The sequence below is a fragment of the Chromobacterium alticapitis genome (assembly GCF_002924365.1).
GTDB classification, from domain to species: domain Bacteria; phylum Pseudomonadota; class Gammaproteobacteria; order Burkholderiales; family Chromobacteriaceae; genus Chromobacterium; species Chromobacterium alticapitis.
In genome coordinates this window covers 1-26,913 of sequence record NZ_PQWB01000127.1, presented here as the reverse complement: position 1 = coordinate 26,913, position 26,913 = coordinate 1, and the positions used below count along the sequence as shown (strand labels likewise).

Annotated in this window: 23 protein-coding genes and 1 tRNA gene; 10 read left to right on the top strand and 14 right to left on the bottom strand. The window is 60.6% G+C overall.

Annotated elements, in window-relative coordinates:
- The first annotated feature begins 106 nt into the window (after positions 1-106).
- The 7 genes from C2I19_RS21845 to C2I19_RS19325 all read left to right on the top strand — a co-directional run bounded on the left by C2I19_RS21845 (position 107) and on the right by C2I19_RS19325 (position 9,264).
- Complete coding sequence (locus tag C2I19_RS21845; protein WP_146056877.1) at positions 107-679, top strand: hypothetical protein; 573 nt, start codon at positions 107-109, stop codon at positions 677-679.
- A gap of 190 nt (positions 680-869) precedes the next feature.
- Positions 870-1,142 (top strand): helix-turn-helix transcriptional regulator, encoded by a 273-nt coding sequence (locus tag C2I19_RS19350; RefSeq protein ID WP_084201829.1) that lies wholly within the window; start codon positions 870-872, stop codon positions 1,140-1,142.
- 201 nt (positions 1,143-1,343) lie between these two features.
- Positions 1,344-2,081, top strand: a complete 738-nt coding sequence (locus tag C2I19_RS19345; RefSeq protein ID WP_199181279.1) for a rolling circle replication-associated protein — start codon at positions 1,344-1,346, stop codon at positions 2,079-2,081.
- Between the two features lie 77 nt (positions 2,082-2,158).
- Entirely contained in the window at positions 2,159-3,712 is a 1,554-nt protein-coding gene (locus C2I19_RS19340) for a class I SAM-dependent DNA methyltransferase (protein ID WP_103904257.1), read from the top strand.
- Positions 3,702-5,087, top strand: a complete 1,386-nt coding sequence (locus C2I19_RS22315; protein WP_199181278.1) for a restriction endonuclease subunit S domain-containing protein — start codon at positions 3,702-3,704, stop codon at positions 5,085-5,087. Before C2I19_RS19340 ends, C2I19_RS22315 begins: the two co-directional genes overlap by 11 nt.
- Positions 5,088-5,094: 7 nt before the next feature.
- A complete protein-coding gene (locus tag C2I19_RS19330; RefSeq protein WP_103904256.1) occupies positions 5,095-8,229 on the top strand; it encodes a type I restriction endonuclease subunit R in 3,135 nt (1,044 codons plus the stop codon).
- A gap of 39 nt (positions 8,230-8,268) precedes the next feature.
- Entirely contained in the window at positions 8,269-9,264 is a 996-nt protein-coding gene (locus C2I19_RS19325; protein WP_043630059.1) for a restriction endonuclease, read from the top strand.
- A 2-nt stretch (positions 9,265-9,266) separates the two neighbouring features.
- Here C2I19_RS19325 and C2I19_RS19320 read toward each other — a convergent pair whose 3' ends face one another.
- The 3 genes from C2I19_RS19320 to C2I19_RS19310 all read right to left on the bottom strand — a co-directional run bounded on the left by C2I19_RS19320 (position 9,267) and on the right by C2I19_RS19310 (position 12,323).
- Entirely contained in the window at positions 9,267-9,899 is a 633-nt protein-coding gene (locus C2I19_RS19320; protein ID WP_199181277.1) for a hypothetical protein, read from the bottom strand.
- A gap of 1,217 nt (positions 9,900-11,116) precedes the next feature.
- Positions 11,117-12,118, bottom strand: coding sequence for a site-specific integrase (locus tag C2I19_RS19315; protein ID WP_103904255.1), 1,002 nt, complete (start codon positions 12,116-12,118; stop codon positions 11,117-11,119).
- A 129-nt stretch (positions 12,119-12,247) separates the two neighbouring features.
- Positions 12,248-12,323, bottom strand: a tRNA-Thr gene (locus C2I19_RS19310).
- Here C2I19_RS19310 and C2I19_RS21840 point away from each other — a divergent pair.
- A complete protein-coding gene (locus C2I19_RS21840; protein ID WP_146056876.1) occupies positions 12,297-12,833 on the top strand; it encodes a hypothetical protein in 537 nt (178 codons plus the stop codon). The two genes, C2I19_RS19310 and C2I19_RS21840, sit on opposite strands and share 27 nt — an antisense overlap.
- Positions 12,834-12,966: 133 nt before the next feature.
- Here the strand turns inward: C2I19_RS21840 and nudC are convergent, their stop codons facing one another.
- The 3 genes from nudC to C2I19_RS19290 are packed head-to-tail and all read right to left on the bottom strand — an operon-like array spanning position 12,967 to position 16,119.
- Positions 12,967-13,761, bottom strand: a complete 795-nt coding sequence (gene nudC / locus C2I19_RS19300) for an NAD(+) diphosphatase (protein WP_103904253.1) — start codon at positions 13,759-13,761, stop codon at positions 12,967-12,969.
- Between the two features lie 26 nt (positions 13,762-13,787).
- Positions 13,788-14,921 carry a YbdK family carboxylate-amine ligase gene (locus tag C2I19_RS19295; RefSeq protein WP_103904252.1) on the bottom strand — a complete coding sequence of 378 codons (1,134 nt, stop codon included), beginning with the start codon at positions 14,919-14,921 and terminating at the stop codon, positions 13,788-13,790.
- Positions 14,914-16,119, bottom strand: coding sequence for a cation:proton antiporter (locus C2I19_RS19290; protein WP_199181276.1), 1,206 nt, complete (start codon positions 16,117-16,119; stop codon positions 14,914-14,916). The genes C2I19_RS19295 and C2I19_RS19290 overlap by 8 nt, the downstream gene beginning before the upstream one ends.
- Before the next feature lie 63 nt (positions 16,120-16,182).
- Here C2I19_RS19290 and C2I19_RS19285 point away from each other — a divergent pair, with 63 nt between their 5' ends.
- Positions 16,183-17,034: a M90 family metallopeptidase gene (locus C2I19_RS19285; protein WP_103904250.1), complete on the top strand. Its 852-nt coding sequence runs from the start codon at positions 16,183-16,185 to the stop codon at positions 17,032-17,034.
- Here C2I19_RS19285 and C2I19_RS19280 read toward each other — a convergent pair.
- The 4 genes from C2I19_RS19280 to C2I19_RS19265 all read right to left on the bottom strand — a co-directional run bounded on the left by C2I19_RS19280 (position 17,031) and on the right by C2I19_RS19265 (position 22,360).
- Positions 17,031-18,344 carry an MFS transporter gene (locus C2I19_RS19280; RefSeq protein ID WP_103904249.1) on the bottom strand — a complete coding sequence of 438 codons (1,314 nt, stop codon included), beginning with the start codon at positions 18,342-18,344 and terminating at the stop codon, positions 17,031-17,033. The genes C2I19_RS19285 and C2I19_RS19280 overlap by 4 nt on opposite strands.
- Positions 18,345-18,569: 225 nt before the next feature.
- The gene (katG, locus tag C2I19_RS19275; protein ID WP_103904248.1) at positions 18,570-20,780 is read right to left on the bottom strand and encodes a catalase/peroxidase HPI; all 2,211 of its coding nucleotides are present in this window, start codon (positions 20,778-20,780) and stop codon (positions 18,570-18,572) included.
- Between the two features lie 340 nt (positions 20,781-21,120).
- Entirely contained in the window at positions 21,121-21,876 is a 756-nt protein-coding gene (locus C2I19_RS19270; RefSeq protein WP_103904247.1) for a helix-turn-helix transcriptional regulator, read from the bottom strand.
- Positions 21,869-22,360, bottom strand: coding sequence for a WbuC family cupin fold metalloprotein (locus C2I19_RS19265; RefSeq protein ID WP_103904246.1), 492 nt, complete (start codon positions 22,358-22,360; stop codon positions 21,869-21,871). Before C2I19_RS19265 ends, C2I19_RS19270 begins: the two co-directional genes overlap by 8 nt.
- Positions 22,361-22,521: 161 nt before the next feature.
- Between C2I19_RS19265 and C2I19_RS21835 the strand changes: the two genes are divergently transcribed.
- Positions 22,522-22,908: a hypothetical protein gene (locus C2I19_RS21835; protein WP_146056875.1), complete on the top strand. Its 387-nt coding sequence runs from the start codon at positions 22,522-22,524 to the stop codon at positions 22,906-22,908.
- A gap of 17 nt (positions 22,909-22,925) precedes the next feature.
- On the opposite strand, the gene C2I19_RS19255 is transcribed toward C2I19_RS21835, so the two are convergent.
- From C2I19_RS19255 to C2I19_RS19240, 4 genes are all read right to left on the bottom strand, one after another.
- The gene (locus C2I19_RS19255) at positions 22,926-23,771 is read right to left on the bottom strand and encodes a carbohydrate ABC transporter permease (protein WP_103904244.1); all 846 of its coding nucleotides are present in this window, start codon (positions 23,769-23,771) and stop codon (positions 22,926-22,928) included.
- A 7-nt stretch (positions 23,772-23,778) separates the two neighbouring features.
- Positions 23,779-24,645, bottom strand: a complete 867-nt coding sequence (locus C2I19_RS19250; protein WP_103904243.1) for a carbohydrate ABC transporter permease — start codon at positions 24,643-24,645, stop codon at positions 23,779-23,781.
- A gap of 79 nt (positions 24,646-24,724) precedes the next feature.
- On the bottom strand, positions 24,725-25,975 hold the full coding sequence (locus C2I19_RS19245) for an ABC transporter substrate-binding protein (protein WP_103904242.1): 1,251 nt from the start codon (positions 25,973-25,975) through the stop codon (positions 24,725-24,727).
- Positions 25,976-26,014: 39 nt separating this feature from the next.
- Positions 26,015-26,913: glucosamine kinase nucleotide-binding domain-containing protein (locus C2I19_RS19240; protein WP_369406696.1), on the bottom strand; the 899-nt coding region annotated here is incomplete at its 5' end.

Below are 26,913 nucleotides of genomic sequence, written 5' to 3'. Positions count from 1 at the left end.
GATGGAGGAAAGGATGGCGAGGGTTAGCATGTGGCATATCGCAAATAAATACTGACCGTTCATTTGCCTACGAGTTCAGCGTTGAATGGCCCTGATAGGTAGATAGGTGGATGGCTGTATTGATGATACGGGTCTTTTGCTGATAGGCAAGGTAGATTTGAATTTGACTTTATTGTGCCAATCGAAGAATTTGTGTATCGTAACGCTCACTATGAATTTTAAAGATTGCGCAAGTGATGGTGCTTACTTTGGATGTGAAAGGCTTGTCAAGAGAGGGTGCGCATGTTCTGGCTGCAGCATTGCTGATAGGGGGCAGAATAATAATTTAATTCTTAATTGTGTTCCTGTTGGCGCATTTCTCGAAAAGGCTGGCCTGCCAAGCTTTACTAGCTTGTCTGATTTGAATGGCTATCTTTCCCAGGCATACAAAGCACTTTGGATTGCTGATGGAAGGAATTATGGGAGTTGGTCGTCATTTGACGATTTGCCTTATGTTGCTGATGGGGTGGTTGTGTTTAAGCTAAGTCGATATGTGAATATGCATAATTGCATGGCTGTTTTGAATGCCATGAGCAAGCCAAGCCTCATGCAGAAAATTTGTCGAAGAATATTCGGTCGAATATTTGCAAGTCCAACTCTGATAAATGTTTTTCATTACCTAACTGCTCGCGACAACTGAGAAGGTTGTTTGGATGAAGGTCTTGCCATGGTAAAAAGGTATGCTGGGATTTTTTCCTGTTTGTCAGGTTTTGAGAATTTTTAATTCAATACCTTTTTTTGCATCTTTTTGCAGGTTGTTGCGGTAGGTGAGAGTAAAACGACGTTATACTCAGAGCAGTCATGTGATTGCTTAATTAGTAACGTGACAGATGGACCAGCTTCTTTCCCCAAAAATGCTCGCCGACTACCTCGGCCTGGCTGAGCAGACTATCTATAACCGCCACTCGTCCGGCGGCGACCTGCCGAAAACCATCAAGCTTGGCCGCCTTCTACGTTTTCGTTTGACCGACGTTGATGCCTGGCTCGAAAAACAGAGCCGGGCAGACGCTGCGCCTGTGCAAATCCCTGCTGAACCATCTGTACCAAGGCGAAGAGGCCGGCCGACCAAGGCTGAGCAAATCGCAGCACGTAGAGCATGTTGATGCTCTGTTTGACGCACTGAAAAGCCTGCCCCGGTTGGAACCGGGGCGAGGCTTGAATGGAAGCGCGGCTGTACTTACTGAGCAAATGAGTATAGTTGCGGACCGACTTATCCCGCCGCGCAGCATGCGGAGGACATAATTTTTTGCAGTATCGAGGGCACAGCTAGTTAGCTGACGCGGCACACACATTGTGGTGTGCCTTTGTCTCAATCCCACCAGGCCGACCGCCGGCCCATTCTCTCTGCTACGTCCGTTTCCCGGTTCGCTGAACTTGTCAAAAAGATTGAAACAAGTGCGACACCATCAGCCCGGAAACGGAAAACGGCAGCACGTAAGAAGTTGCTTCGCGTTATCAAGGAGCAGCATCGCTATGCCAAGAGCGCCAAACTGCGGGCTGTTGCGGTGACGTTGACTTACTGTGATGCAAACCAGCTAGCCACTAAGCATATCAGTGCTTTTTTGGACCGCTTGCGCAAGGCTCTCCGGCGGCAAGGGCACACCTTGCCCTATGCTTGGGTGCTGGAACGGGCTGGGCAATTTCATTACCACCTCATCTTGTGGTTGCCGCGAAGCTATAAACTCGACTTTGCCAAGCTTTCCAAATGGTGGTTGTGGGGGAGCTCATGGGCGGAGTGCTGCCGCAGCGTCACTGGCTGGGGGCGTTACATGGCCAAGTTCGACAACACGTCCATTTTCCCCAAAGGCGCCAAGCTGTTTGGCTACGGCGGCTTGGATGAAGATGGCAAAACCGCTGTTGCGCGAGCCGGCATGCCGCGCTGGTTGCAACTTTTATTGCCGCCCAGTCGTCGCGCCTTTCGCTGCCCAGGAGGCGGCTGGGCTGACGGCCTGACGGGCGAAATGTATCGTTCGCCTTTCATCTGGACGCCCCAAGGCGCCATCCTCGCATCCCGTCGCCCGCTAAAATCCCATATAGCGTAAAATAGCGAGCTATTGAATGCTGATACTGGCATGCGCCGCGCTTTCCAGCGATTTTTTGAACGGAAATACCCATACCCATGCTTGACGATATCAAGAAGACCCTCTGGGCCGCGGCTGACAAGCTGCGCGCCAATATGGATGCCGCCGAATACAAGCACCTCGTCCTTGGCCTTATCTTCCTCAAGTACATCTCCGACACCTTCGCCGCCCGTCAGGCCGAATTGAAGAAGCGCTTCGCCGACGAGAGCGACGAATACTTCCTGCACGATTGCGATGATGAGCTGCTGGCGGAAGAGCTGGACGACCGCGACTACTACACGGCGGTGAACGTGTTCTGGGTGCCGGAAGCGGCCCGCTGGGAGAACTTGCGCGCCGCGGCCAAGCAAACCGACATCGGCAAGCGCGTGGATAATGCCCTGGCCGAAATCGAGGGCGAGAACCCCAAGCTCAAGGGCATTCTGGACAAGCGCTACGCGCGCGCCCAGCTGCCGGATGGCAAGCTGGGCGAGTTGGTGGATTTGATATCCACGATTGGTTTTGGCGAGGACGCCAGCCAGGCGCGCGATGTGCTGGGCCAGGTCTACGAATACTTCCTCGGCCAGTTCGCCAGCGCCGAGGGCAAGAAGGGCGGCCAGTTCTACACCCCGGCCTCCATCGTCAAAACTTTGGTAGCCGTGCTGGCGCCGCACCACGGCAAGGTGTACGACCCTTGCTGCGGCTCCGGCGGCATGTTTGTGCAGTCGGAAAAGTTCATCGAAGCCCACGGCGGCAAACTGGGCGACGTGTCCATCTACGGCCAGGAATCCAACCCCACCACCTGGCGGCTGGCGGCGATGAACCTGGCCATTCGCGGCATAGACTACAACCTGGGCCGCGAACCCGGCGACACCTTCACCCGCAACCAGCACCCGGACCTGCGCGCCGACTTCATCCTGGCCAACCCGCCGTTCAATATCAGCGACTGGTGGCACGGCAGCCTGGAAGGCGACCCGCGCTGGGCATACGGCACACCGCCGCAGGGCAACGCCAACTACGCCTGGCTGCAGCACATGCTGCACCACCTCAAGCACAATGGCCGCGCCGGCATCGTGCTGGCCAATGGCTCCATGAGCTCCAGCCAGAACAACGAAGGCGCCATCCGCGCCGCCATGGTGGACGCGGACGTGGTGGAAGTGATGATTGCGCTGCCCGGCCAGTTGTTCTTCAACACCCAGATTCCGGCCTGCCTGTGGTTCCTGGCCAAGCAGAAGGCTACCCGCCAGGGCGAAGTGCTGTTCATCGACGCGCGCAAGCTGGGGACGATGATTTCACGGGTGCAGGCCGAGCTGACTGATGAAACGATAGAGCGCATCGCCAAGACCGTCGCCACCTGGCGCGGCGAGGCCGAGGCTGGCGAGTATCAAGACATCCCCGGCTACTGCCGCAGCGTCAAACTAACCGAGATTGCCGAACACGGCCATGTGCTGACGCCGGGCCGCTATGTCGGCGCGGAAGAAGTGGAAGACGACGACGAGGCCTTTGCCGACAAGATGCAGCAACTGACTGAAAAGCTGGGCGAACAGATGGCCAGAGGGGCGGAACTCGATGCCTTGATTCGGCAGAAACTGGGGGGGCTGGGGTATGAGTTCTGAGCTTCGCAAACGCTGGGAGCATGCGGGTGGCACCATCCCCGAGGACTGGGAAATTGTGCCACTTGAAGCCTTGCTGTATGACAAAAAGAGCATTGCTGTGGGTGTAATGTATCCCGGTCCAGAAACGCCTGGAGGAATCCCATTAATTAAGGTCGGTGACATCAAGCAGGGTACTGTCCCGGTTAAGCCCAGCTATCTAATCTCTCCCGAGACAAACGATACGTACAGAAGGACTCAACTACAGGGAGATGAGCTGCTGATTACGCTGGTAGGCAATCCGGGGGAGTGTGTAGTTGTCACACGGGAAATGGCTGGATGGAATCCTGCTAGAGCGATTGCGGCATTACGGTTACGTGACTCAAGCCTGCGTGTCTATCTGAAGACCATTCTTGAGAGCGCTGCAGGGAAGCACTTAATTGATGCAGTGTTGAATACTACCGTTCAAAAAACTCTCAATCTGAAAGATATAAAGCAGCTTCCGATACCGCTTCCAAAAAATTCGACCATTAGTGCGCTGTCTGCGGTCTCTCTGGCTTTCTCTGACCGCATCACCCTCCTGCGCGAAACCAACGCCACGCTGGAAGCCATCGCCCAAGCCTTGTTCAAGTCCTGGTTTGTCGATTTCGACCCCGTGCGCGCCAAAATGGAAGGCCGCGCCCCGGAAGGCATGGACGAGGCCACGGCGGCGCTGTTCCCGAATGGGTTTGAGGAGTCAGAGCTGGGGTTGGTGCCGAGAGGGTGGCGGGTTGGAGCTCTCGGAGAGTTTTGTACAGTCACCATTGGCGGCCTTTGGGGGAAAGATACTAAAGAAGATGACGATTTGGTTCCCGCTATTAGCCTCAGAGGGGTCGACTTAGAAAACCTCAGGGGCCTTGGGTTTGCTAAAGACGCACCAACACGATGGGTAAAGCGTGCTGCCATGGAAAAGCGCTTGGTCAATCAAAATCAGGTCTTGATTGCGTCCTCTGGTGCAGGTCCGTGCGGTCGAACCCTATGGGCCGGAGCAAATTTCGAACTGCTCTATGGAAAGCCTGTAATTTTTTCTAACTTTGTAAAACGTCTCGATTGCGGTAATGCTGCCATAGCCATTTATGTAGACCGCCTATTGGCAGAAATGCGTGAAAGCAAGGAAATTTGGAATTTCATCAATGGGACTTCCATTCCGAACCTCGATGACAAATTGCTGTTGGCAACAAAGAAGGTGGTGTTGCCAAGTGATGAGGCCCTTTCAGCTTTTGAAAATATTGCGCGAACGATTTATTCAAAGCTCTATTCGAAACAGGCGCAAACCCTCGCTACCCTACGCGACACGCTTCTCCCCCGCCTGATTTCCGGCCAACTGCGCCTGCCCGAAGCGGAAGCGCTCATCGCCTGAGAACACCATGACTGAAGACCAACTGGAGCAGGAAACCTTAGGCTGGCTGGAAGACGTCGGCTACATCCGTCGGTTCGGACCCGACCTGGCGCCGGAAGGCCCTGATTGCGAGCGGGCCGACTACCGCCAGGTGCTGTTGCTGGAGCGGCTGCGCGGCGCCATGGCCCGGCTCAATCCGGGCATTCCGCTGGCGGCGCGCGAGGACGCGCTGCGCCAGGTGCAGGAGCTGGGCATTCCGGCCTTGTTGTCCGCCAACCGCCGTTTCCACCAGTTGCTGGTGGGTGGGGTGCCGGTGGAGGTGCAGAAAGACGGCGAAACGCGCGGCGATTTTGTTCGCTTGGTCGACTGGGCGAACCCGTCCGCCAACGAATGGCTGGCGGTGAACCAATTCGCCATCAAGGGGCCGCGCCACAGCCGCCGGCCGGACATCATCCTGTTTGTGAATGGCTTGCCCCTGGCGCTGCTGGAGCTGAAGAACCCGGCGGATGAAAACGCCGATATCTGGAAAGCCTACGAGCAAATCCAGACTTACAAGGAACAGATACCGGACGTTTTCCAGTACAACGAAATCCTGGTGATTGCCGATGGCTCCGAAGCGCGCATGGGTTCGCTGTCGGCCAATGCCGAACGCTATATGCAGTGGCGCACCATCGATGGCGTCACGCTGGACCCGCTGGGGCAGTTCAACGAACTGGAAACCCTGGTGCGCGGCGTGCTGGCGCCGGCCTTTTTGCTCGATTATCTGCGCTTCTTTGTGCTGTTTGAGGATGACGGCAAGCTGGTGAAGAAAATTGCCGGCTATCACCAGTTTCACGCGGTGCGCGCGGCCATCCAGCAGGTGGTGATGTCGTCCCGCCCCGGCGGCAGCCACAAGGGCGGCGTGGTGTGGCATACCCAGGGCAGCGGCAAGAGCATCACCATGACTTGCTTTGCCGCGCGGGTGATGCAAGACGCCGCGATGGAAAACCCGACCATCGTGGTGATTACCGACCGCAACGACCTGGACGGGCAGCTGTTTGGCGTGTTCTCGCTGGCGCAGGACCTGCTGCGCGAGCAGCCGGTGCAGGTGGCGACACGCCAGGACCTGCGCGCCAAGCTGGCCAACCGGCCTTCAGGCGGCATCGTGTTCGCCACCATCCAGAAGTTCATGCCGGGGGAGGATGAAGACAGCTTCCCTATGCTGTCCGACCGCCGCAATATCGTGGTCATCGCCGACGAGGCGCATCGCACCCAGTATGGCTTTGAGGCCAAGCTCAAGACTCTGAAGGCCCCGAAAACCGCCGCCAATGACGATAAGCTCCAGCGGGCCGCTGAGCCGCACGCCGTCTATCAGGTGGGTTATGCCCAGCATCTGCGCGACGCCTTGCCCAACGCCACCTTCGTCGCCTTCACCGGCACGCCGGTGTCCAGCGAGGACCGCGACACGCGGGCGGTGTTTGGCGACTACATCCACGTCTACGACATGCAGCAGGCCAAGGAAGACGGCGCCACGGTGGCCATCTATTTCGAGTCCCGCCTGGCCAAGCTGTCGCTCAAGGCCGACGAGCTGCCGCTGATAGACGAAGAAGTGGACGAGCTGGCCGAGGATGAAGAAGAAAGCCAGCAGGCCAAGTTGAAGAGCCGCTGGGCGGCCCTGGAAAAGGTGGTGGGCTCGGAGCCGCGCATCGAAGCGGTGGCGGCGGACCTGGTGGCCCACTACGAGGAACGCTGCCAGGCGCAGAACGGCAAGGCCATGGTGGTGGCCATGAGCCGCGACATCTGCGTCCACCTCTACAACGAAATCATCAGGCTGCGCCCGGACTGGCATGATGCCGACCCGGAAAAAGGTGCCATCAAGATTGTGATGACCGGCTCGGCCAGCGACAAGGCGCTGCTGCGGCCGCACATCTACAACCATCAAACCAAGAAACGCCTGGAAAAACGCTTCAAAGACCCCGCCGACCCCTTGCGCTTAGTTCTTGTGCGCGACATGTGGCTCACCGGCTTCGACGCGCCCTGCGTGCATACCCTGTACGTGGACAAGCCGATGAAGGGCCACAACCTGATGCAGGCCATCGCGCGGGTCAACCGGGTGTTCAAGGACAAGCAAGGCGGCCTGGTGGTGGACTATATCGGCATCGCCAACGAGCTGAAATCGGCGCTCAAGGAATACACCGCCAGCAATGGCCGCGGCAAGCCGACCGTGGACGCCGCCGAAGCCTATGCCATTCTGGCGGAGAAGCTAGACATCCTGCAGAGCATGCTGCACGGCTACGACTATAGCGACTTCCTGACAGCGGGCCACAAATGCCTGGCCGGCGCAGCCAACCATATCCTGGGGCTGGAGGATGGCAAGAAGCGCTTCGCCGATGCCGCCCTGGCGATGAGCAAGGCCTTCACGCTGTGCTGCACGCTAGACGAAGCCAAGGCGGTGCGCGAAGAAGTAGCGTTCATGCAGGCCGTCAAGGTCATTCTGACCAAGCGCGATATCAGCCAGCAGAAGCGCACCGATGAAGAGCGGGAGCTGGCTATCCGCCAAATCATCGGCTCGGCGGTGGTGTCCGACGAAGTGGTGGATGTGTTCGAAGCCGTTGGCCTCGATAAACCCAATATCGGCATCCTGGATGAAGCTTTCCTGGCGGAAGTGCGCAATCTGCCTGAGCGCAACCTGGCGGTGGAGCTGCTGGAGCGCCTGCTGGAAGGCGAGGTGAAAAGCCGCTTCTCCGGCAATGTGGTGCAGGAGAAGAAGTTCTCCGAAATGCTGGCCAATGTGGTGAAGCGCTACCAAAACCGCTCCATTGAAACGGCCCAGGTCATCGAGGAACTCATCGAGATGGCCAAGAAGTTTCATGAAGCGGCCAACCGCAGCGAAGCATTGGGCCTGTCTGAAGATGAAATCCGCTTTTACGACGCGCTGGCCAACAACGAGTCCGCGGTGCGTGAACTGACGGATGAGACGCTGAAGAAGATTGCCCATGAACTGACTGACAATCTGCGCAAAAACCTCACCGTGGACTGGTCGGCGCGCGAAAGCGTCCGCGCCAAGCTGAGGCTGATGGTGAAGCGGATTCTGCGCAAGTACAAATATCCGCCAGACCAGCAAGACGGCGCAGTGGAGCTGGTGCTGCAGCAGGCGCAGGCACTAGGAGAGGCGTGGATTTGATGCGGGCTGTTGTAAAAATAATGTCAAAAAAGGATTGCTATGGGCTCAACCTGGCTCGTGCGCGCCGATAGCGGCGGCCGTCTTGCTCCGGAATTCAAATCCAGGGCTATCGTCGCCATTGGCTGGATTGAAGCGGGGAATACCTTGGACCTTGTTACACGGGAAGACTTCTCGCAGCGTATGGCGGAAGCTTACCCGGAGGATTCAAAGCCCAAACAGCGCAGCGCCGCGGGGCAGGTGTTCCGGTTTGTGCGCGAAGTGCAAGTCGGCGACCAAGTGGTTACCTACGACAGTGCCCGCCGTATTTATCTGGTTGGCAGGATTGCCAGTGCCGCACGGTATGACGCTACCCTGTTTGAGGGGGAGTTTCCGACCTACCGCCAGATTGAGTGGCTGCACGAGGTCGCGCGGGATGACTTGACGGTCAAGGCCAAGAACTCGCTGGGCTCGACATTGACCCTCTTCAAGGTCTCGGCAGAAATCTACCGTGAGTTTGAAGCCCTGATGAGCGGCGGGAAGCCACAACAAGCGAGCGAGGAAGACGAGGGGCTTGAGGAAGAGGACCTCCTGCAGGACTTGCAAGCAAGGTCCCTCGAGTTCATCAAAGACCGGGTGAGCAAACTCGATTGGGAGCAGATGCAGGACCTCACAGCGGGACTGCTGCGCGCCATGGGGTATAAAACCCGCGTGTCGCCCTCGGGGCCCGACCGCGGGAAGGATATTGTTGCTTCGCCGGATGGCTTCGGCTTTGAACAGCCACGCATCATCGTCGAGGTGAAGCATCGCCGCGGTCAGATGGGGACGCAGGAAGTGCGTGGTTTTCTGGCCGTCATCCGGCACCCTGGCGACAAGGGTTTGTACGTCAGCACTGGCGGATTCTCACGTGAAGCCTATTACGAGGCCGAACGCGCAAATCACCCCATTACCTTGATGGACCTGGATGACCTTGTCGAGGCCATCCTCGAACACTATGAGGCGATGGACCTGGAAACGCGCGTGCTGTTGCCGCTGAAACGGGTTTACTGGCCGGCCTGACTCTAGCCAGCAAAGATTAAACGCTCTCCGTGGTTGACCTTCTGCAGGTAATACAGATGCGGCAGCTCGCCCGGGTAGCCGAGCCTGTATGCCTCCTGGCAGAGCGCCCAGGATTGCGTCCTGACACCATGAAACCCTGGTTGCCGGGCAATGCGCTCTAGCGTGTCCGCCAAGGCTGCGTAGTGGCGTTGCTGGGCTTGTGAAGTCAACAAGGCGTACAGCTCGGCCATCTCTTGTTTGGTGCGCCGCCAGGTCCAGGCTGTCCGTCCTCGAGCCTCGCGACGGACCAGCTCGTAGCCAAGCCAAGTCAGCCGTGGCCGCGCGGTAACGGGTTTCAATGTCTCGGCCTCCAGCCCTGTGCCCTCGCTTGCCAGCAGCAGCCATTCCACCTGTTCCGCGCCCGCTGGCCAATACATCACTAGCACTACGTTTGCTTGGCCCCGCTGCTTGCGAGTCATGCGTTGCGCCGGCGAGCAGCCGATGCCGTACAGCGCATGAAACTTGTTGGCCAGCGCCTCGGCCTTCGCGGCCTTCACAGTGCCATGGGTGTAGCGGTGATAGCCCTTGGGCACGCTATCAACGATGCGGGCCAGTGCGGCGGTTTTGCTGCGGGCGATGGGAGTAGAGGCAGGCATGCGTATTCCTTTTCAACGGTATGCCTCGTATAGCGCTCTGCCGCGCCATCGCAGTGTGATTGGGCGAGAGGGACGCAAACATAATGATGTTCCGTGCAGAGCACGGAAAAGCGGCGCTATACGGAAGCAGGACAGACGTGTTTGTAAGGGCAGGCAGCCAGGCGAAGGCCTGGGTGACTCGCATGCGCGACGGTCTGCGCGATGCGCCTTTCCCCGAGGGCGCATCGCGCAGACCGCCAACTGCAAAACACACATGTCGAAAGACACGCGAAGGGTCGCCAACCCTTCGTACACCGCCTTAGCTGCATGCCGGGTAACGCTGGCTGGTGCGGCTGAAACGGGCGCTAGTAGGCGACAGCCTATTTTCGACCCAATCCGGGACCGGGTATTCACCTGGCCAAGAGGTTGGGCGACACGGACACGGGAGGCGCGGTAACGCGCATCAACCCTGTTCACAACGAAACGGTGCAAATCCGTGCCGGGGGGCGTTCGGAAACGAACGGCGTTACCCGGGCTTGGCAGGTGGGCTGATGAGGTGTCAGAAATGGCGCAGGGGCATGAGGGGAAACCTGGACTGCTCGGCACCACGCGGGAATGCGTGGGTCTCTGGATAGCTTAAGCCTGTAATTGGGGGTGTGAGTCCCCCATCTGAGTAAAGACCCTTGGATATGCGCCGATAGGCGTGATGAGTTGGTGACAGGTCGGGGCGGGTAAGCCGATGCTCTGGAACATCGTAGGCCGAAAGTGGCACAAGCCATGAAGCGTATGCGATGCCTTGACCTTGAGACTCCATATCTCAAATCGCGGGTTTGACGTTGTGAAATAACGTGGGAATCTCTGACGGCCGATTGACCGGGTTGGCACCCGGGATGGCGCAAGAGAGGGAGCGGCGGAGAGTAGAGACCGACTGAATGGCGAGAGCTAATCACTCAAGCCAGACGGAACGCGCTTCAGCGCACTCGAAAATCGCCAGCGGTGGAAAATGTGTGTGGCCCCTTTGGGGAAGGGCTTGGCGGCCCGTTGTGGAGATGTGCCGCGTTCTTCGCTTGGCGGCGAAGAGCGTGACCTCTGGCCTTGGCCGGTCAGACAGCGAGACGTGGTATTACTTCGTAGGTATTTTCAACTCAAGACCGGGCATCATGCTCGATGCCCGGTCTTTTCCGCAGATTCTGAAGAGTTGGACCGTTGCAGTTCAATACAGGTCTGCGGGATTGGTCTTAGGCCGCTGCCCGGACGGCGGCAACCAGCTCCTGAGCGCTCGGATTGTAATACCGCATCGCCATTTGTATGGTCTTCCATCCCATGACCTTGGCCAGCGTCGTTGGCTGCATGTGCGGCGCCTTTCTGGAAGCTGCTTCGTGACGGAGGTCGTGAAAGTGAAGGTCGATGATGTCGGCTCTTTCGCAGGCGCGGCGGAAAGCTTTGCTCATTCCGCGGGAGTCATGGAATGCAAATAAGCGCTGGGATGACTTGATGGGGCGTGGCAAGGCTTTCAGCATGTCTTCAGCCTTGTGAGTTAGCGGAACCACTCTGGCCGTGCCGTTCTTGGTGTCGCTCAGCATAATGATGTGCTGATTGAAATCTATCTGGCGCCAAGTCAGGTCGACGATTTCTCCGGCGCGCATGCCAGTTTCAATAGCGAGTACAGTCGCAATGTGTAAGCCGTCGTTTTCCGACTGACAGTCGGCAACGGCTTTGAGAAGCCGTTCTTCTTCATTATCAATAAGCCGACGGTCCCGGCCTGCGGGTACTTTGGGTTTCCGTATGGATTCGATGGGATTACTGACAGGTATATTCCATTCCTTATTGGCAATGGTGAATACATGGGAAATGAGTGCCAACTCAAGCCGAACTGTGTTATCACTGACGACTTTTAGTCTAGCGTCACGATAAGCCGCGAAGTCCACGCCGTAAAGCGATGCCAGCGAGCGAAAGGCAAGTGGGTGTTTTTGCCACCTGCGAATGAGTGATAGCTCGTTTTCGGCGCTTTTCTTGAGTGGAGTCACTTCTTGCGCATAACGTTGTAGCGCATCGCCCAGGGTGGTGCGTTCGGCTTCGCTTCGGTCAATGAACACGCCGCGCGCCATCTCGGACTCAATGACGGCTGCCCAGGCCTTGGCTTCAGTCTTGGATTCAAAGGTGCGGGTTTGAGTGGGGTAGCCCTTGCGACGAACTTGGGCTTGATACTGATGCGGACCGCGTACTGTGATGCTTGCCATACTCCTGCTCCTATTAGGTAGAGACAGGGTATAGCTCCGATTGCGCATGATATTGCAGCAAAAGTGCAGCAACAAATCGAAATAATGACACAAGGGGTTAGCAAATTAATGCTAACCCCTTGATTTTATTGGTGCCGGCGGCAGGAATCGAACTCGCGACCCCCTGATTACAAGTCAGGTGCTCTACCAACTGAGCTACACCGGCGAAGAGAGGCGCATTATGCCTTGTCGTTTATTTCTTGGCAATAGGCTTAATGCTTTTTCTTGTGCTTGCCCTGATGCTGGCTGGCTTCTTGTTTTTATGGGCGCGGCCCTTGTGCGCCTTGGCCGGTTTGCGCGCGTGTTTTTTGGCGTGGCTGGCTTTGGGCGCCTTGGTCTTGGCATGGGGCGCCTTGGCTTTCGCGTGATTTTTTTTGCCGGCATGCGTTTTGACAGCATGCTTTTTGCCATGGGTCTTGCCGGTTTTGGCGTGGGGCGTTTTGGCCTTGTGCTTGGCGGTCTTGGCGGCGTGGGGCGCGGATTGGCGGCTGGCTGCCGCCTTGGCGCGCGGTTGATGCAGAGGCTTGGCGGCGGGGGCGGCCTGGAAGTCGCCGGGCAGCGGCTGGTCTTCCGGCTCGGCGTGGCTCATGGTGCTGGCGAGGGCCAGGCCGATGGCGACGAAGGGGCTGATGAGCTTGATCAGATTCATTTTCTTATCGGGTTTTGTGGGTTATGACCTGCGCTTGGTCCGCAGGGATGCTTGCTTATCTTAGCATGAGCCAAGGCGCAGGCCAGGCTTCCTCCGCCAAGGCGTTTGCGCGGGCATTCGAGGAGCGTGTCGGCTGGCGGCGTGCGCATGAAACAATCGCTTAGATCGGTTCGCTCCGGATCTGCTCGCACGCATGCAGGATCAGCCGGTTGGCGATGGAAATGACCGAGGGCAGGCCCGGCAAGGCGTCGATGTCGAACCAGCCGGCGTCTTCGATTTCGCCCTCTTGCGGCTGGATATCGCCGCTGTCGTAATCGGCGATGAAGGCCAGCATCAGCGAGTGAGGGAAGGGCCAGGATTGCGAGAAGGCGTAGCGCAGGTTTCTGACCTTGACGCCTACTTCTTCAAGGGTTTCTCTATGCACGCATTCTTCCAGCGTTTCTCCTGGTTCGACGAAGCCGGCCAGCGCGCTATAGACGCCGGGCGAAAAGTGCGGGCTGCGGGCGAGCAGTAGCTCGCGGCCGCGGCGAACCAGCACCATCATGGCGGGCGAGATGCGCGGATAGTAGACCTGACAGCAGCTGGGGCAGTGGCGGCCAAGCTGATCGTCGCTGACGGCCAGCGGCGTGGCGCAGTGGCCGCAGAAACGGTGGCTGCGGAAGAACTGGCGCAGCTGGGCCGCGCGCGCGGCTGCCTGGACCTGGCTGGCCGGCATGGCCATCAGGGCGGGGCGCAACGGCAGCCATTCTTCCTTCGCCGGCGGCGGTCCCACCAGCTCCGCCATGAATAGATTATGTCGCTCGTGAATGCCGAGAAAGCGTTGGCCAGTCAGGTCGCAGCCGGCTGGCGCGGCGCCGGGCAGGGACTGGCCAGGCAGCCACAAGCGGGCGCCGTCGAAAACGCACCAGCGCGCGGGCAGGCCCGGCGCCGGGTGTTGCGGGAGTTCGAAAGACATGATGCGAAAGTCATGTTGAGAAGCGCTCAGTTTACGCCGACTCCCGGCGCCGCGTACATCCAGTGTTCGCTTTGCCGCCGCACTACCTCGCTCAGCGAGCCGCTCTGTTCGTATACCTGGCGCAACCAGCGGCTGTCGCTATGGCATTTCAGCGCCTTTTGCCGCAAAGCCGCCAGCTGGCGCTGGCTGCCCAGCGCCTCGGCGTGCGGCTCCAGCGCGCGCAGCGTGTCCAGCAGGTCTTCCTGTAGGCCTTGCTGGCGATTGCCGCGCGCGTCCACCAAGGCGCCGTCGAAGCCGAAGCGGCAGGCCTGGAAGCGGTTGTAGCTGTAAGTCAGATACGGTTCCGGACTGATGTCGTTCCAACCGTCCTCGAAACAGCGACGCGCCAGCATCTGGGCGTAGGCGGCCAGCAGCACCGGCGTTTCTATCGACAGCGGGGTGTCGCAGATGCGGATTTCCACCGTGCCGTATTCCGGTTTGGGGCGGATGTCCCAGTAGAAGTCCTTCATGCTGGCGACGATGCCTAGCGATTCCATTCGTTCGAAATACCCGTTGAACGCGGCCCAGTCCGTCACCACAGGCATGCAGCCGGACAACGGGAAGGCGTTGACGCTGGTCAGGCGGGAGGTTTGGAAGGCGGTATCCACGCCTTGATAGAACGGGGACGAGGCGGAGAGCGCGATGAAGTGCGGGATATAGCGCGCTAGGTAGTGGGTGAGCCGCACCGCGGCGTCGCCGTCGGGACAGCCGATGTGGATGTGCTGGCCGTAGACGGTGAACTGCTTGGCCAGGTAGCCGTATAGCTCGGACACTAGCTGGTAGCGCTCCTTGGGGTAGATTCGCTGGTCGTCCCAGTGCTGGAACGGGTGGGCGCCGCCGCCGGCCAGGCCCAGGTTCAGCTTGTGCGCGCTGGCCACCAGCAGCGCGCGGATGGCGAGAATCTCGTCCAGCATAGCGTTGACGTCGCTGTGGACGGCGGTGCCTATCTCTATCATGCCCTGGGTGATTTCCGGCTTGATGTCGAAGCCGTGCGGTTTGCGGTCGACTTGCAGCAACAGGTCGTCCGAGCCGCGCGTCAGGTTGTAGTCGCGCCGGTTCAATATCATCAGCTCCAGCTCCACGCCCAGAGTGAGCGGCTGGCTTTGGGTGAATTCAAGCATGGCTGGCTCCCGCGGTTTCGCCGGCCAGGCGCAGCGCCAGGCGGCTCAGGATGGGGGCGAAGATTTCGTTGATCAGCAGCGCGGCCATCAGCGCCGCGCTGAAGCTTTGGGCGGCTTCGCCCAGCGACAGCATGCCCAGGCCCAGCAGCAAAGAGGAGCCGCTGTTCATCGGGCTCAGCGCCAGGCCCAGCAAGGCGCCTTGCTTGCGCGACAGGCCATTGCCGCGCGCGGCCAGCCACCATACCAGCATGCCTATGCCGCAGCGCAACAGCAGGCATAGCAGGGCCAGCTGCCAGTGCGCGGCCAGCGCTTGGGGCGATAGCTGGGCGCCGGCTGACACGAAAAAGGCGACGGTGAAGACATGGCTCAGGGACAGGATGCCTGGTTCGCTGACCGTGTAGCCGTGGCGCAGATTGCGCGTGCTCATGCCGGCTATCAGCAGGGCGAGCATGGCCAGCAGCTGCAGCATGTCGGCCAGGCCGACGACCAGCGCGATCAGCCCGAACAACAGCACGCGCTGCGCCTCGCGCTGGTGGCCGCCCAGCCAGCGGTTGAGCTGGGTAGTGGCCAGCCCCGCGGCCAGGCCTAGCGCCACGGATCCCAGGAGCAGCCAGCCTGGCGTCAGGATGCCGTCCTCCACGCTGTGATCGGCGGACAAATGGCTGTATGACAGGGCTAGCGCGAAGCCTGTCATCGCCAGCAGGCTGGACAGCGCGGTGGCGGTCAGCAGCCGCTCGCTGACCTGGCCGTCGGCACGCGACTCGCGCGCGATTTCCAGCACCACGATGGGCGAGGTGGCCATGCCTAGCGAAGCCAGCATCAGGCTGGCCGGCGCGCCGAAACCTCCGCCGCTCAATAGCGCGAACAAAGCGCCGAATACTAGCAGACAGTAGAGCAGCGAGGTGGCCAGCAAGGTTTTTTCCACGCGCAGCCAGCGCAGGTCCACGCGGCGGCCGGCTTCGAACAGGGCGATGCCCAGCGCCAGCTGCACGAACAAGGCGGCCTCGTTCAGCAATTGCTGGTTCAGCAGATTCAGGCTGTAGGGGCCGATGATCAGGCCGGTGACGATATAGCCGGTGATGGCCGGCAGCCGCGCCACGCGCACGGCGATCTGGCCGCCTATCACGCCCAGCGCCAGCAGGACGCCGAACGCGGCCAGCGGGTTCAGCATCAGGTTGTGCCATTGGGGAAGCGTCATCAAGGTGTCTCCTGTATCGCGGATGGAGGCATTGAATTGCCCGCCTTCCGCCCTAAGGTATAAATGACTGACGCGATTACGGGCCAAGAGTTCATGCTGAAAGACTGGATGCGCAGCCTGCTCGGCAAGCGGATACCGCCGGCGTTGCTGTCGCGCTTGCGCGCGGAGGCCGGCGCCATGCCGCTGCTGAGAGGCTTGTCGACCGAGGAGACGGACCGTTTGGCCAGGCTGGCCGGCGAGCTGCTGCGGGCCAAGGCCGTCACCGGGCTGGAAGACATGGAGGTGGATGACGCCATGCGCTGCCGGCTGGCTTTGCAGATGGCGCTGCCGGGCATGAATCTGGGCATGCGGGCCTACGACAACTGGCGCGAGGCGGTGCTGTACCCCGCGCCATTCGTGGTGCGCAGCCGCTGGCAGGATGGCATGGGCCTGTCGCACGAGGCGGAGCAGGTGCTGATAGGGCAGGCCCATTACCAGGGGCCATTGGTGTTTTCCTGGCCCGACGTCAATGAATCGCCGCTGCTGGATGGCTGGAATGTGGTGATACACGAAGTGGCTCACCAGTTCGACATGCTGGACGGTCCCGCCAACGGCGCGCCGCCGCTGCACAAGGGCATGGACCGCAAGCTGTGGAGTCAGCAATGGAACCACGCCTACCGCCAGTTTTGCCGGGAGGTGGATCATGGCGCGGAAGGCTGGCTGGATCCGTACGCCAGCGAAAACCCGGCCGAGTTCTTCGCCGTGCTTAGCGAGGCTTTCTTTGAAATCCCGCACCTGGTGGCGCGGGATTATCCGGAGCTGTACCGGCAGTTGACTTTGTTCTACCGCCAGAATCCGGCGGCTAGGCTGCCGCTGGTGGCTGAGGAAACGATATGGACCCCGCCGCCGGACGGCGCGGCCTTGCCGGCGCCTTAGTCCTGTATCGCGGCCAGGCCGCCCTTCTTTTCCCGCCATATCAAGTAGGCGCCGGCGGCGGTGCCGATCAGGCACTGGACCGTCAGGTAATACGACGGCGCCATCGAGTCGTACTTGAGCCAGATGGACAGCAGGATGGGCGTCAGGCCGCCGGCGAAGGCATAGGCGACATTGTATGAGAACGACAAGCCGGAAAAGCGCACGGCGGCCGGGAAAGCGCGCACCATCACCAGCGGCACCGCGCCGACTATGCCCACGCTGAATCCCAGGAGCGTGTACAGCGGGTACAGTTGGCTGCTGTCCAGCGCCATGCCGGCGTAGAACAAGTGGCTGCAGACTCCGAGCAACAGGCTACCGCCAAGCAAGGTAAGGCCGCTGCCGAGGCGGTCGCCCAGCCAGCCGGCCACCAGGCAGCCGCAGGACAGCGCGACCACGGCCAGACTGTTGGCGCGCAGCGAATCCACCGGCAGGATGTTGAATTGCTTCTGCAAATAGGCCGGCGCCATCAGGATTGCCACGACGATGGCGATGGCCAGGAACCAGGTCAGGAACATGGACAGGGCCACGCTGGTCTTGTGCTGCTTGAGCACCGTCTTCAGCGGCAGCTCGCGCGACAGTTTCTTCAGCGTCTTCATTTCCGCGAAGACGGGGGTTTCGCGCAGCCATTGCCGCAGTTGCATGGCTACCATGCCGAACACGCCGCCTATCAGGAAGGGCACGCGCCAGGCCCATTGCGCGATCTGCTGCTGGCTGAAGGCCAGGTTGACCGCGGTGGCGATCAGCGAGCCCAGCAGTATGCCTATGGTCAGGCCGGAGGTGATGACGCCGCAGGCGAAGCCGGTGTGGCGCTCGGGCGCGTGCTCGGCCACGAACACCCAGGCGCCGGGCACTTCGCCGCCGATGGCCGCGCCTTGCAGGATGCGCAGCGTCAGCAGCAGCAGCGGCGCGGCGATGCCGATGTCGTGGTAGGTGGGCAGCATGCCCATGGCCAGGGTGGGCAGGGCCATCAGCAGGATGCTCAGCGTGAACATGCGCTTGCGGCCGAACAGGTCGCCGAAATGAGCCATCACGATGCCGCCCAGCGGCCGCGCCAGATAGCCGGCGGCGAAAATGCCGTAGGTTTGCAGCTGGCTCAGCCAGTCCGGCATGCTGGGCGGGAAGAACAGCTTGCCCAGCACCACGGCGAAGAACACGAAAATGATGAAATCGTAGAATTCCAGCGCGCCCCCGAGCGCGGCCAGCGAGAGCGTTTTGTAGTCCTGCCGGCCTAGCCGGCGGGCGGAGGGCGGGTTGAGCGAGCGGGCATTCATCGGTGGGTGGTCCTCTTGTCCTGTTGTATGTTCGGCCGCTTGTTTGAACGCGGCCGTACGGACCAGATTAATGGAGGCGCTATTGTCTGACAATACGATCCTTAATCTGGAAGTGGTCGAACAGGCAAAAGCCCGCCGGCCGCCTCTTTGATAGGAGCGGCCGGCGGGCTTGGCGAAGGCGATGTGGGCCGCCGCGGGTGGCGCGGCGGCGAGGCCTGAGGGGACTTAACGCAGGTCGAAGCGGTCCAGGTTCATGACCTTGCTCCAGGCGGCGACGAAGTCGCGCGCGAATTTCTCCTGGGCGCCGTCCTGGGCGTAGACTTCGGCCAGCGCGCGCAATTGCGAGTTGGAGCCAAAGACCAAGTCCACGCGGCTGGCTGTCCATTTCAGCTCGCCGCTGGCGCGGTCGATGCCTTCGAACGTTTCGGACGCATCCGACGCCGGCCGCCATGCGGTGCCCATGTCCAGCAGATTGACGAAGAAGTCATTGCTCAAGACATGGGGCCGCCTCGTCAACATGCCCAGTCGTGACTGGCTGGCATTGGCGCCCAGCGCGCGCAAGCCGCCCACCAGCACGGTCATCTCCGGCGCGCTCAGGGTCAGCAACTGCGCTTTGTCCAGCAGCAGCGCTTCCGCCGGCGCGGAAAAGCGCTTTTGCTGGTAGTTGCGGAAGCCGTCAGCTTGCGGTTCCAGCGCGGCGAACGATTCGACGTCGGTCTGCTCCTGGATGGCATCGGCTCGGCCCGGCGCGAAGGGCACGCCGATCTCCACGCCGGCAGCCTTGGCCGCGGCTTCCACCGCAGCGCCGCCGGCCAGCACGATCAAGTCAGCCATCGACACTTGCTTGCCGCCGCTCTGCGTCGCGTTGAATTCGCGGCGGATGGTTTCCAGCGCGGCCAGCACGCGCGCCAGCTGCGCGGGCTGGTTCGCCTCCCAGTCTTTTTGCGGGGCCAGGCGGATGCGTGCGCCGTTGGCGCCGCCGCGCTTGTCCGAACCGCGGAAAGTAGAGGCGGAAGCCCAGGCGGTGGAGACCAGTTCGGCGACGGACAGGCCGGATGCCAGGATTTCGGCCTTCAGCGCGGCGATGTCCCGCTCGTTGATCAATGGGTGGTCGACTGCGGGAATGGGGTCTTGCCAGATCAGGTCTTCCGCCGGCACTTCCGGCCCCAGGTAGCGGATCTTGGGCCCCATGTCGCGGTGGGTCAGCTTGAACCAGGCGCGGGCGAAGGCGTCGGCAAAGGTCTGCGGATTCTGGTGGAAGCGGCGGGCGATCGGTTCGTAGATTGGGTCGAAGCGCAGCGACAGGTCCGCCGTAGTCATCATGGGCGGGTGTTTTTGGGAGGGATCGTGCGCGTCGGGGATCAGGTGTTCCGGCTTCACGTTTTTCGCCACCCATTGGTGCGCGCCGGCCGGGCTTTTGGTCAACTCCCATTCATAGCCGAACAGCATGTCGAAGTAGCCGTTGTCCCAAGTGGTGGGATTGGGCTTCCACGCGCCTTCTATGCCGCTGGTGGTGGCGTGGACGCCCTTGCCGGAACCGAAGCGGTTGATCCAGCCCAGGCCTTGCGCCTCCAGCGGCGCGCCTTCCGGTTCTGGCCCCACCAGCGCCGGATCGCCGGCGCCGTGGGCCTTGCCGAAGGTGTGGCCGCCGGCCACCAGGGCCACGGTTTCCTCGTCGTTCATCGCCATGCGGGCGAAGGTTTCGCGCACGTCGCGGCCGGATGCCGCCGGGTCCGGCTTGCCGTCCGGCCCTTCCGGATTCACGTAGATCAGCCCCATCTGCACGGCGGCTAGCGGATTTTCCAGCTGGCGTTCGCCGGAATAGCGGCTGTTGGGCTTGTCGCTAGTGGCGAGCCAGCTTTGCTCCGCGCCCCAGTAGATGTCTTCTTCCGGCTGCCAGATGTCCTCGCGGCCGCCGCCGAAGCCGAAGGTCTTGAAGCCCATGGATTCCATCGCCACATTGCCGGCCAGTATCATCAGGTCGGCCCAGGACAGCTTGTCGCCGTATTTCTGCTTGATCGGCCATAGCAGGCGGCGCGCCTTGTCCAGGTTGCCGTTGTCCGGCCAGCTGTTCAGCGGGGCGAAGCGTTGGTTGCCGCTGCCTGCGCCGCCGCGGCCGTCGGCGGTGCGGTAGGTGCCGGCGCTGTGCCAGGCCATGCGGATGAACAGGCCGCCGTAATGGCCCCAGTCGGCGGGCCACCAGTCCTGCGACGCGGTCATCAGCGCCTTGAGATCCCGCTTCAGCGCCGGATAGTCCAGCTGCCGGAAAGCCGCGGCATAATTGAAGCCCTCGTCCATGGGGCTGGATGCGGGCGCATGTTGGCGCAGGATGTTCAGGTTCAATTGATTCGGCCACCAGTCGCGATTGCCGCGGGCGCCCGCCAGCGTATTGCCGCCATGCATGCCGGCGAAGGGACACTTCATTTCCTGGTTCATCGTTCTCTCCTGAGGGTTTGAGGGTGGGAGGTTGGCGCAGAGTCCAGCTTAGTTCCGGCAATGCGGCATTGCCATTGAGTAAGTTTTATCGTCTGGATGAATCGGGACTATCAAGCGGGGTGTTCGACAGGCAAGGGCGGATGAAATTCACTGCTAGCGCCGTGGCGCGGCATGCGCCGGGCTGGCGCGAGGAATCAATGAGTGGCTGCGATGGGGGCGTCGCGTGGTCTGGCGAAGCGTGGTACTGGGCCGGCGCCGGCGCGAATTGCCGACCCTTTTGTTGATTTGCCGGAGCGGCCATCGCTTCGTAGCGCGCCCTGGCGGGATTGAGGCGGCGCGCTCAGCTGGGCATGCGCAGCGGTATTAAATTGAGCGCCGCGGCTCGTTCTATGAGTTGTCCTGTGGTGTGGACGTCGAATTTCAAATACAGCTTGTCGCTTATTATGGTTTGCACTGAGCGGACGGAGATTTCTTTGTCGTGCACCAGAGATAGTATTTTTGATATCTCTTTGGGACTTTTATAGAGGGAGAGGTAGTAAATGATTTCCACTTCGCGTTTGCTTAGCGTGATGTCGCCGCTTAGGCTGGTCTTGATCTCATTGTGACGCAGGCCGAGTCTTTCATTGATGATTTCCAGCTTGCACAGATGGGCGTCATTCACGAATTTTTCAAGCAGGTCGGTCAGCTTTGAGTTGATCTTCTCAATTTGCTTCTCCGACTCCACTTCTTGCAACCGCTTCTCCAGCGTTACATCCTTGCAGAAGCCGACTATGCCGATTATTTTTCCATCTTCCCATATGGGGTGCTTGGTGGTTTCGGATAAAATTACGCCGCCATCGCTCGAGGGTATTTCCTCCAGCCTGGAGATCGGTTCGCCGGTTTGCAAGACATGCATATCGTCTTTTTGATATGCCTCCCAATTGCTGGCCCAAGGCAGGCTGATGTCTTTCCTGCGGGCGAGCGCATCGATATCGGCTACGCCTACCATGGTTAGAAATTCCTTGTTGCATCCAATGAAGTACAACTCGGAATTTTTCCAGAATGTGGGCGTGGGGCTTTGATTGATGATTTGAAGGTATTGCTTGAAATCATCCATATCTATGCCCGATCTCCGCTTGCTTTATCCACTCGATATAGGGCGCGGCGTCTGCGCTGTTTTCTTCCGGCGCCCAGTCGGCGTATCTGCGGTCGCTGCCGGGCGTGAACTGGCAATTTCTTATTTCGAAATATGCGCAATCGGTCAGGGGGATGTAGGCATGGTATTGATTGCGCGCGATTTCAAAGACTCTGTTTTTGGACTGGCTCAGCTCTATCTTCTGCTGTATCGCGCCGCGCTCGTCGAAAATGACCACAAGCATCTCGCCGGCGAGCCAGACGACGAGCTCCCATTGGTTTTCATCTTCATGCAGATGGGGTCGTATGTAAGACTCCGCCGCCAAGCAGTTGGCGAAGCGTTGCGGCATTTCTTCGTAGCTGTCGTGGACCAGGATGGGGATGCGTTTCCTGGGCATGCCTTTGCTGTCTCGAATTACGGTTTCAATCAACTCACGGCTGATCAGCTTGGATTTTATTGGCCACATCCGAAATGTTCTTTCTAGTACAAATTAAACGGACGCGTCATACCCTAGCATTTTTCGTATGAATTGTGAATTGTTATTTTTTCGTCATGCTGATTGTTTGATGCGGATATGATTTCGGCACCTTTGCTTAATTTGGTTTTGTTACTGTTTCGTGGCGAAAAATGAAGAAAAATCAATCCAATACGGTCTCATCAGCGCTGCTGTCTTTCCGGGGTGCGTTTGCGAGCATTGTGTCCAGGCATCTCAGCAAAATGTCTGATGATGAACTGTTTGAACTAGGACAGAGTGCTGGGCCAGAGGGCAAGCCCGCAGGCTACTTGACTGACGATGTTTCCGCGCTGACCAGCGTGGACGAACTGTCGATCAGCGATATGCTGGGTTCGCCTTATTATTGCAATCGGGCATCCGTGATCGGCTATGTGGATCGCAAGCCCGTGCTGTATTTCAACGGGGCGGGGATCTATCAATGGAGCGATACGCTGGACAGCGAATCGCTGAGTTACTGGGTGACCTATCCCGCCTATCCGCCCGGCTGGGAACTCGATTGACGCGACGGGGCGGCTGTTTACTTCACGGCCCCGTCCATGCCGCGCATGAAATAGCGCTGGCAGAACACAAACACCGTCAGCACCGGAAGGATGGCCAACACCGCTCCGGCTGCCACCATGCGGGTGGAGGTGGCGAACGTGCCTTTCAAATACAGCACGCCCACCGATAGCGGATACAGATCAGGCGTCTTCAATACCACGCTGGGCCAGACATAGACGTTCCATGACCATACCAGGGTGAAAATCCCCAGCGTGGCGAGATAGGGCAGGGAAAGCGGCAGGCAGATGCGGCTGAACACCTGCCAGTCATTGGCGCCATCCATGCGCGCAGCGTCTATGATTTCGTCCGGTATCTCCTCGAAGGCATGCTTCATCAGATAGATGCCGAAAGCGCCGGCCAGGGAGGGCAGCACCACGCCCAGCCGGGTGTCGTCCAGCCCCAGTCGCGAGATCGTGACGTAATTGCTGATGAAGTTAATCTCGCTGGGCAGGAGCAAGGTGGCGAGAATGGCGTAGAAAGCCAATTGCCGGCCTCGGAAGCGCAGCTTGGCCAGGGCAAAGCCGGCCAGGCTGGACACGATCAGCGTGCCGGCGGTGGTCATGCCGGAAATCCACAGCGAATTCCAGAAAAAGCGTCCCAGCGGGATGGCGTCCCATACCGCGGTGAAATGCCGCCAACCGGCGTCTTTGGGCCATAGCGGCGGCGGGAAATCGAACACCTGCTCGCCATTGCCGATGGCGATGCCCAGCGTCCAGATGAAGGGGTAGCAACAGGCGAAGGACAGCGCCAGTAGCAGGAGAAAATCCGGCAGGCGGCGTAGTGGTCGGCGCGCGGCGCGGCGGGGCAGGGCGAGCGTGGTCATGCGGTCCTCAGCGGTGATCGGCCCGAATCAGCCGGAAGTTGAGCCAGGCCAGCAGCAGGCAGACCAGGGTCAGCATTAGCCCGGCGGCGCTGCCGCGCCCGAAATCCAACTGGTTGAAGCCTTGATGGAAGGCGTAATACAGCGCGGTGTAAGTGGCGTTCAGTGGCGCGCCGCGCGTCATCACCAGCACTTCCTCGAAAGCCTTCAACGCGTCCAGCGTGGACATCAGGCTGCAGAACAGAATGGTGGGCTTCAGCATAGGCAGGGTGATGCGCCAGAAGCGTTGCCAGCCGTTGGCGCCGTCCAGCCGCGCCGCTTCCTGCATTTCAGCCGGGATGGCTTGCAGGCCGGCCAGGTAGAGCACCATGTAATAGCCTATGCCGCGCCAATAGGTGACGAACATCACCGAATACAGCGCCAGGTCCTCATCGCTGAGAAAGCCGATGTCGTGTTCCGGCGCCAGCAGCCGCAGCCAGTGCAATGCGCTGTTCAGCACGCCGTAGTCGGCGTACATCCAGTTCCACATGATGCCCACCACGGACACCGTGGTGACCACGGGCAGATAGAGCGCGGCGCGGAACAGTTTGATGCCGGGCAGCTTCTGGTTGACCAGCACGGCCAGCGCGATGCCGGACAGCTGAATGAGCGGCACCACCAGCAAGTAGCGCAGCGAATTGGCCATGGCCTGCCAGAACACTGGGTCGCCCAGCAGATAGCAGAAGTTGTCCAGGCCCGCCCATTGCGGGGGCGAGATCAGATCGTAGCGGGTGAAGGCGACATAGCCGCCGAACAGCAAGGGCCAGAACGTGAACGCGCCCATCAGCAGCAGGGCGGGTGACAGAAACAGCCAGGCGTTGCGGGACGAGGTCTTCATCGTGTCTGTCCGGAGGGGACGGAAAAAGGCCCCTCCCGGAGACGAGGAGGGGCAAGGAGAGGAGATGGACTCCGAATGCTTATTTCAATTGCCGGTTCCAGAAGGCTGCGGCGTCGTCCAGCGCCTGTTTGGCGTCTTTCTTGCCGGTGACGGCGGCCTCCACATTGTCAACCAGGTTCTTTTTCAGATCGGCGATGTTCGGCACGCCGGTCAACACCAGGGTGCGGATATTGCGCGCCACCTTGGCGCCCTGGATGCGCGAGTCCTCGATGGCGCCGCCGGACGAGGTCTTGACGAAGTAGCCGTCGGTCAGCGCTTGCTGGGTGGAGGGGAAGGTGGCGCCGGTCACCTTGGAGAAGGCTAGCTGCTGCTTGTCTGCGGTCAGGAATTTGGCGAAGCTGATCGCCTCGCGTTCGGTGGCCGCCGGCAGTCCCTTGGAGATTGCCCAACTGAATAGATAGCCGCCTTGGGCGATCTTGGTAGGGCCGAGCGGCGCGGGCTGCACCACGGTGGCGGCATAGATGGCGCGCGCGTCGCTTTGGGTGCGCTGGGCCGCGGTGGGCGCGGTTTCCATCATCGCCAGCCGGCCGCTGTTGTACAGCTTGACGCTGGCCTGGTAGTTGTCGTCGGCGAACAGATTGTCCTTGGCCAGCGCGCCGGCCTTGTAGGCGTCTGCGAACTGGCGGATCAGCGCGACATGGCGCGGGCTGTTGAATACGGCCTTGCCGTTGGCGATCAGCGGCAGGCCCTGGCCCAGCATGATGCCGTCTATCTGGCCTAGCTGCGGCAGCAGGCCTGGCACGCCGGTCTTGGCCTTGATGGTCTTGGCCAGCGCCAGCTCCTGCTCCAGGCTGTTTACCGCTTGCTTGGGATCGAGCCCAGCCCTCTTGAACAGGCCGCCGTTGATCACCAGCACATTGATATTGTTGTACCAGGGCAGGCCGTACAATTTGCCGCCGAAGGTCAGATCGTCCAGCGCATTAGGCAGGTAGGCTGTCTTGTCCGCGCCCAGCGCGGCGTTCAGCGGGATCAGCGTGCCTTTTTGGGCGTATTTGAATAGGCGGGGCACGTCATGGTTGACCAGGGCTGGCGGTTTGCCGGCGGCGATGGCCGCGTTGAGCTTGGTCTCGAAGTTTTCGTTGAAGACGTCCACCCATTGCACTTCGACATTGGGGTGCTGGGCTTCATAGTTTTTTTTGACGCTGGCGAAATAGCCGTTGAAAGTGGGCTGCAGCGAATCGGTCCAGAACTCCAGCTTGATCTTTTCCGCGTGGGCCGTCGCGGCCAGGCAGCAGGCCAGCAGCGCCAGCGGCAGACTTTGTGTTTTCATATTCTTTCCCTTCTTGTCGTGAATGGCCTGCCGGCTGCGCTATGCTGGCGAGGGCTGGAGCGGGCTCTTGGCGCGGAGCAGCAGCAAGGCGCCGGCCGCCGAGTCGCCCTGGGCCGAAACCAGGCGCTGGCGAAAGCCCGGCGGCAGCCAGTCGCGCAGGGCCTGCCCTAGGCCGCCGCACAGCGCGACTGGTAATTCGCCTTCCGGGTCCAGCGCGCGGGCGATGCTCCAGGCGTCCTCGCCCGCCTGCCGCAGCAGCGCGTCGGCTTCCGGGTCGGTGCGCGCCGCGGCGATGACTAGCGGCGCGAGCTGGGCGAAGCGCGCCGGGCCGGCGCCGCCGTTCCAGTGCATCATCGCTTGCCAGCTGCCGCCGACGAATTCAAGCACCGCGCGGGTCAGCGCGCCGTGCGCGCAACGGCCGTCCAGCGCCATCTGAGTCAGCTGCGCGGCGCGCTGGCCTAGCCAGGCGCCGCTGGCCTCGTCGCCGCTAGGGTAGCCCCAGCCTCCCACTTCGCGGTGGCTGCCATCCGGATACAGCGCTTCGCCTATGCTGCCGGTGCCGAGCGCGACGATGACGCCGGGTTGGCCGCCATGCGCGCCTAGCAGGGTGGTGTAGCCGTCGGTAGCCAGTTCCAGCAGGGCGAATCCGGGCGCGAGATCGCGGAACTGCTGCGCCCATTGCCGGTTATGCACGCCGGACAGCCCCAGGCCGATGGCGCAGGCGGCGGGTTCGGCGCTGGCCAGCCCCGCCTGGACGAAAGCCTGGTTCAGCAGGGCTAGGATGACGCGCCAGGCGGGCTCAATGCCTTGCGAGAGGGCGGAACCCGCGCCTTCGGCCTGCGCCAGGGCCTGGCCCTGGGCGGTTTCCAGGCGCAACCGAGTGCCGGTGCCGCCGCCGTCCACGCCTATTCGATACGCGCTGGGTATGTGCATGATGC

What these genes read in the sequence shown, in the direction of transcription:
- C2I19_RS19350 (WP_084201829.1), top strand. Translation starts at nt 870, where the DNA reads ATGGACCAGCTTCTTTCCCCAAAAATGCTCGCCGACTACCTCGGCCTG.
- C2I19_RS19340 (WP_103904257.1), top strand. Translation starts at nt 2,159, where the DNA reads ATGCTTGACGATATCAAGAAGACCCTCTGGGCCGCGGCTGACAAGCTG.
- C2I19_RS22315 (WP_199181278.1), top strand. Translation starts at nt 3,702, where the DNA reads ATGAGTTCTGAGCTTCGCAAACGCTGGGAGCATGCGGGTGGCACCATC.
- C2I19_RS19330 (WP_103904256.1), top strand. Translation starts at nt 5,095, where the DNA reads ATGACTGAAGACCAACTGGAGCAGGAAACCTTAGGCTGGCTGGAAGAC.
- C2I19_RS19325 (WP_043630059.1), top strand. Translation starts at nt 8,269, where the DNA reads ATGGGCTCAACCTGGCTCGTGCGCGCCGATAGCGGCGGCCGTCTTGCT.
- C2I19_RS19320 (WP_199181277.1), bottom strand. Translation starts at nt 9,899, where the DNA reads ATGCCTGCCTCTACTCCCATCGCCCGCAGCAAAACCGCCGCACTGGCC.
- C2I19_RS19315 (WP_103904255.1), bottom strand. Translation starts at nt 12,118, where the DNA reads ATGGCAAGCATCACAGTACGCGGTCCGCATCAGTATCAAGCCCAAGTT.
- nudC (WP_103904253.1), bottom strand. Translation starts at nt 13,761, where the DNA reads ATGTCTTTCGAACTCCCGCAACACCCGGCGCCGGGCCTGCCCGCGCGC.
- C2I19_RS19295 (WP_103904252.1), bottom strand. Translation starts at nt 14,921, where the DNA reads ATGCTTGAATTCACCCAAAGCCAGCCGCTCACTCTGGGCGTGGAGCTG.
- C2I19_RS19290 (WP_199181276.1), bottom strand. Translation starts at nt 16,119, where the DNA reads ATGACGCTTCCCCAATGGCACAACCTGATGCTGAACCCGCTGGCCGCG.
- C2I19_RS19285 (WP_103904250.1), top strand. Translation starts at nt 16,183, where the DNA reads ATGACTGACGCGATTACGGGCCAAGAGTTCATGCTGAAAGACTGGATG.
- C2I19_RS19280 (WP_103904249.1), bottom strand. Translation starts at nt 18,344, where the DNA reads ATGAATGCCCGCTCGCTCAACCCGCCCTCCGCCCGCCGGCTAGGCCGG.
- katG (WP_103904248.1), bottom strand. Translation starts at nt 20,780, where the DNA reads ATGAACCAGGAAATGAAGTGTCCCTTCGCCGGCATGCATGGCGGCAAT.
- C2I19_RS19270 (WP_103904247.1), bottom strand. Translation starts at nt 21,876, where the DNA reads ATGGATGATTTCAAGCAATACCTTCAAATCATCAATCAAAGCCCCACG.
- C2I19_RS19265 (WP_103904246.1), bottom strand. Translation starts at nt 22,360, where the DNA reads ATGTGGCCAATAAAATCCAAGCTGATCAGCCGTGAGTTGATTGAAACC.
- C2I19_RS21835 (WP_146056875.1), top strand. Translation starts at nt 22,522, where the DNA reads ATGAAGAAAAATCAATCCAATACGGTCTCATCAGCGCTGCTGTCTTTC.
- C2I19_RS19255 (WP_103904244.1), bottom strand. Translation starts at nt 23,771, where the DNA reads ATGACCACGCTCGCCCTGCCCCGCCGCGCCGCGCGCCGACCACTACGC.
- C2I19_RS19250 (WP_103904243.1), bottom strand. Translation starts at nt 24,645, where the DNA reads ATGAAGACCTCGTCCCGCAACGCCTGGCTGTTTCTGTCACCCGCCCTG.
- C2I19_RS19245 (WP_103904242.1), bottom strand. Translation starts at nt 25,975, where the DNA reads ATGAAAACACAAAGTCTGCCGCTGGCGCTGCTGGCCTGCTGCCTGGCC.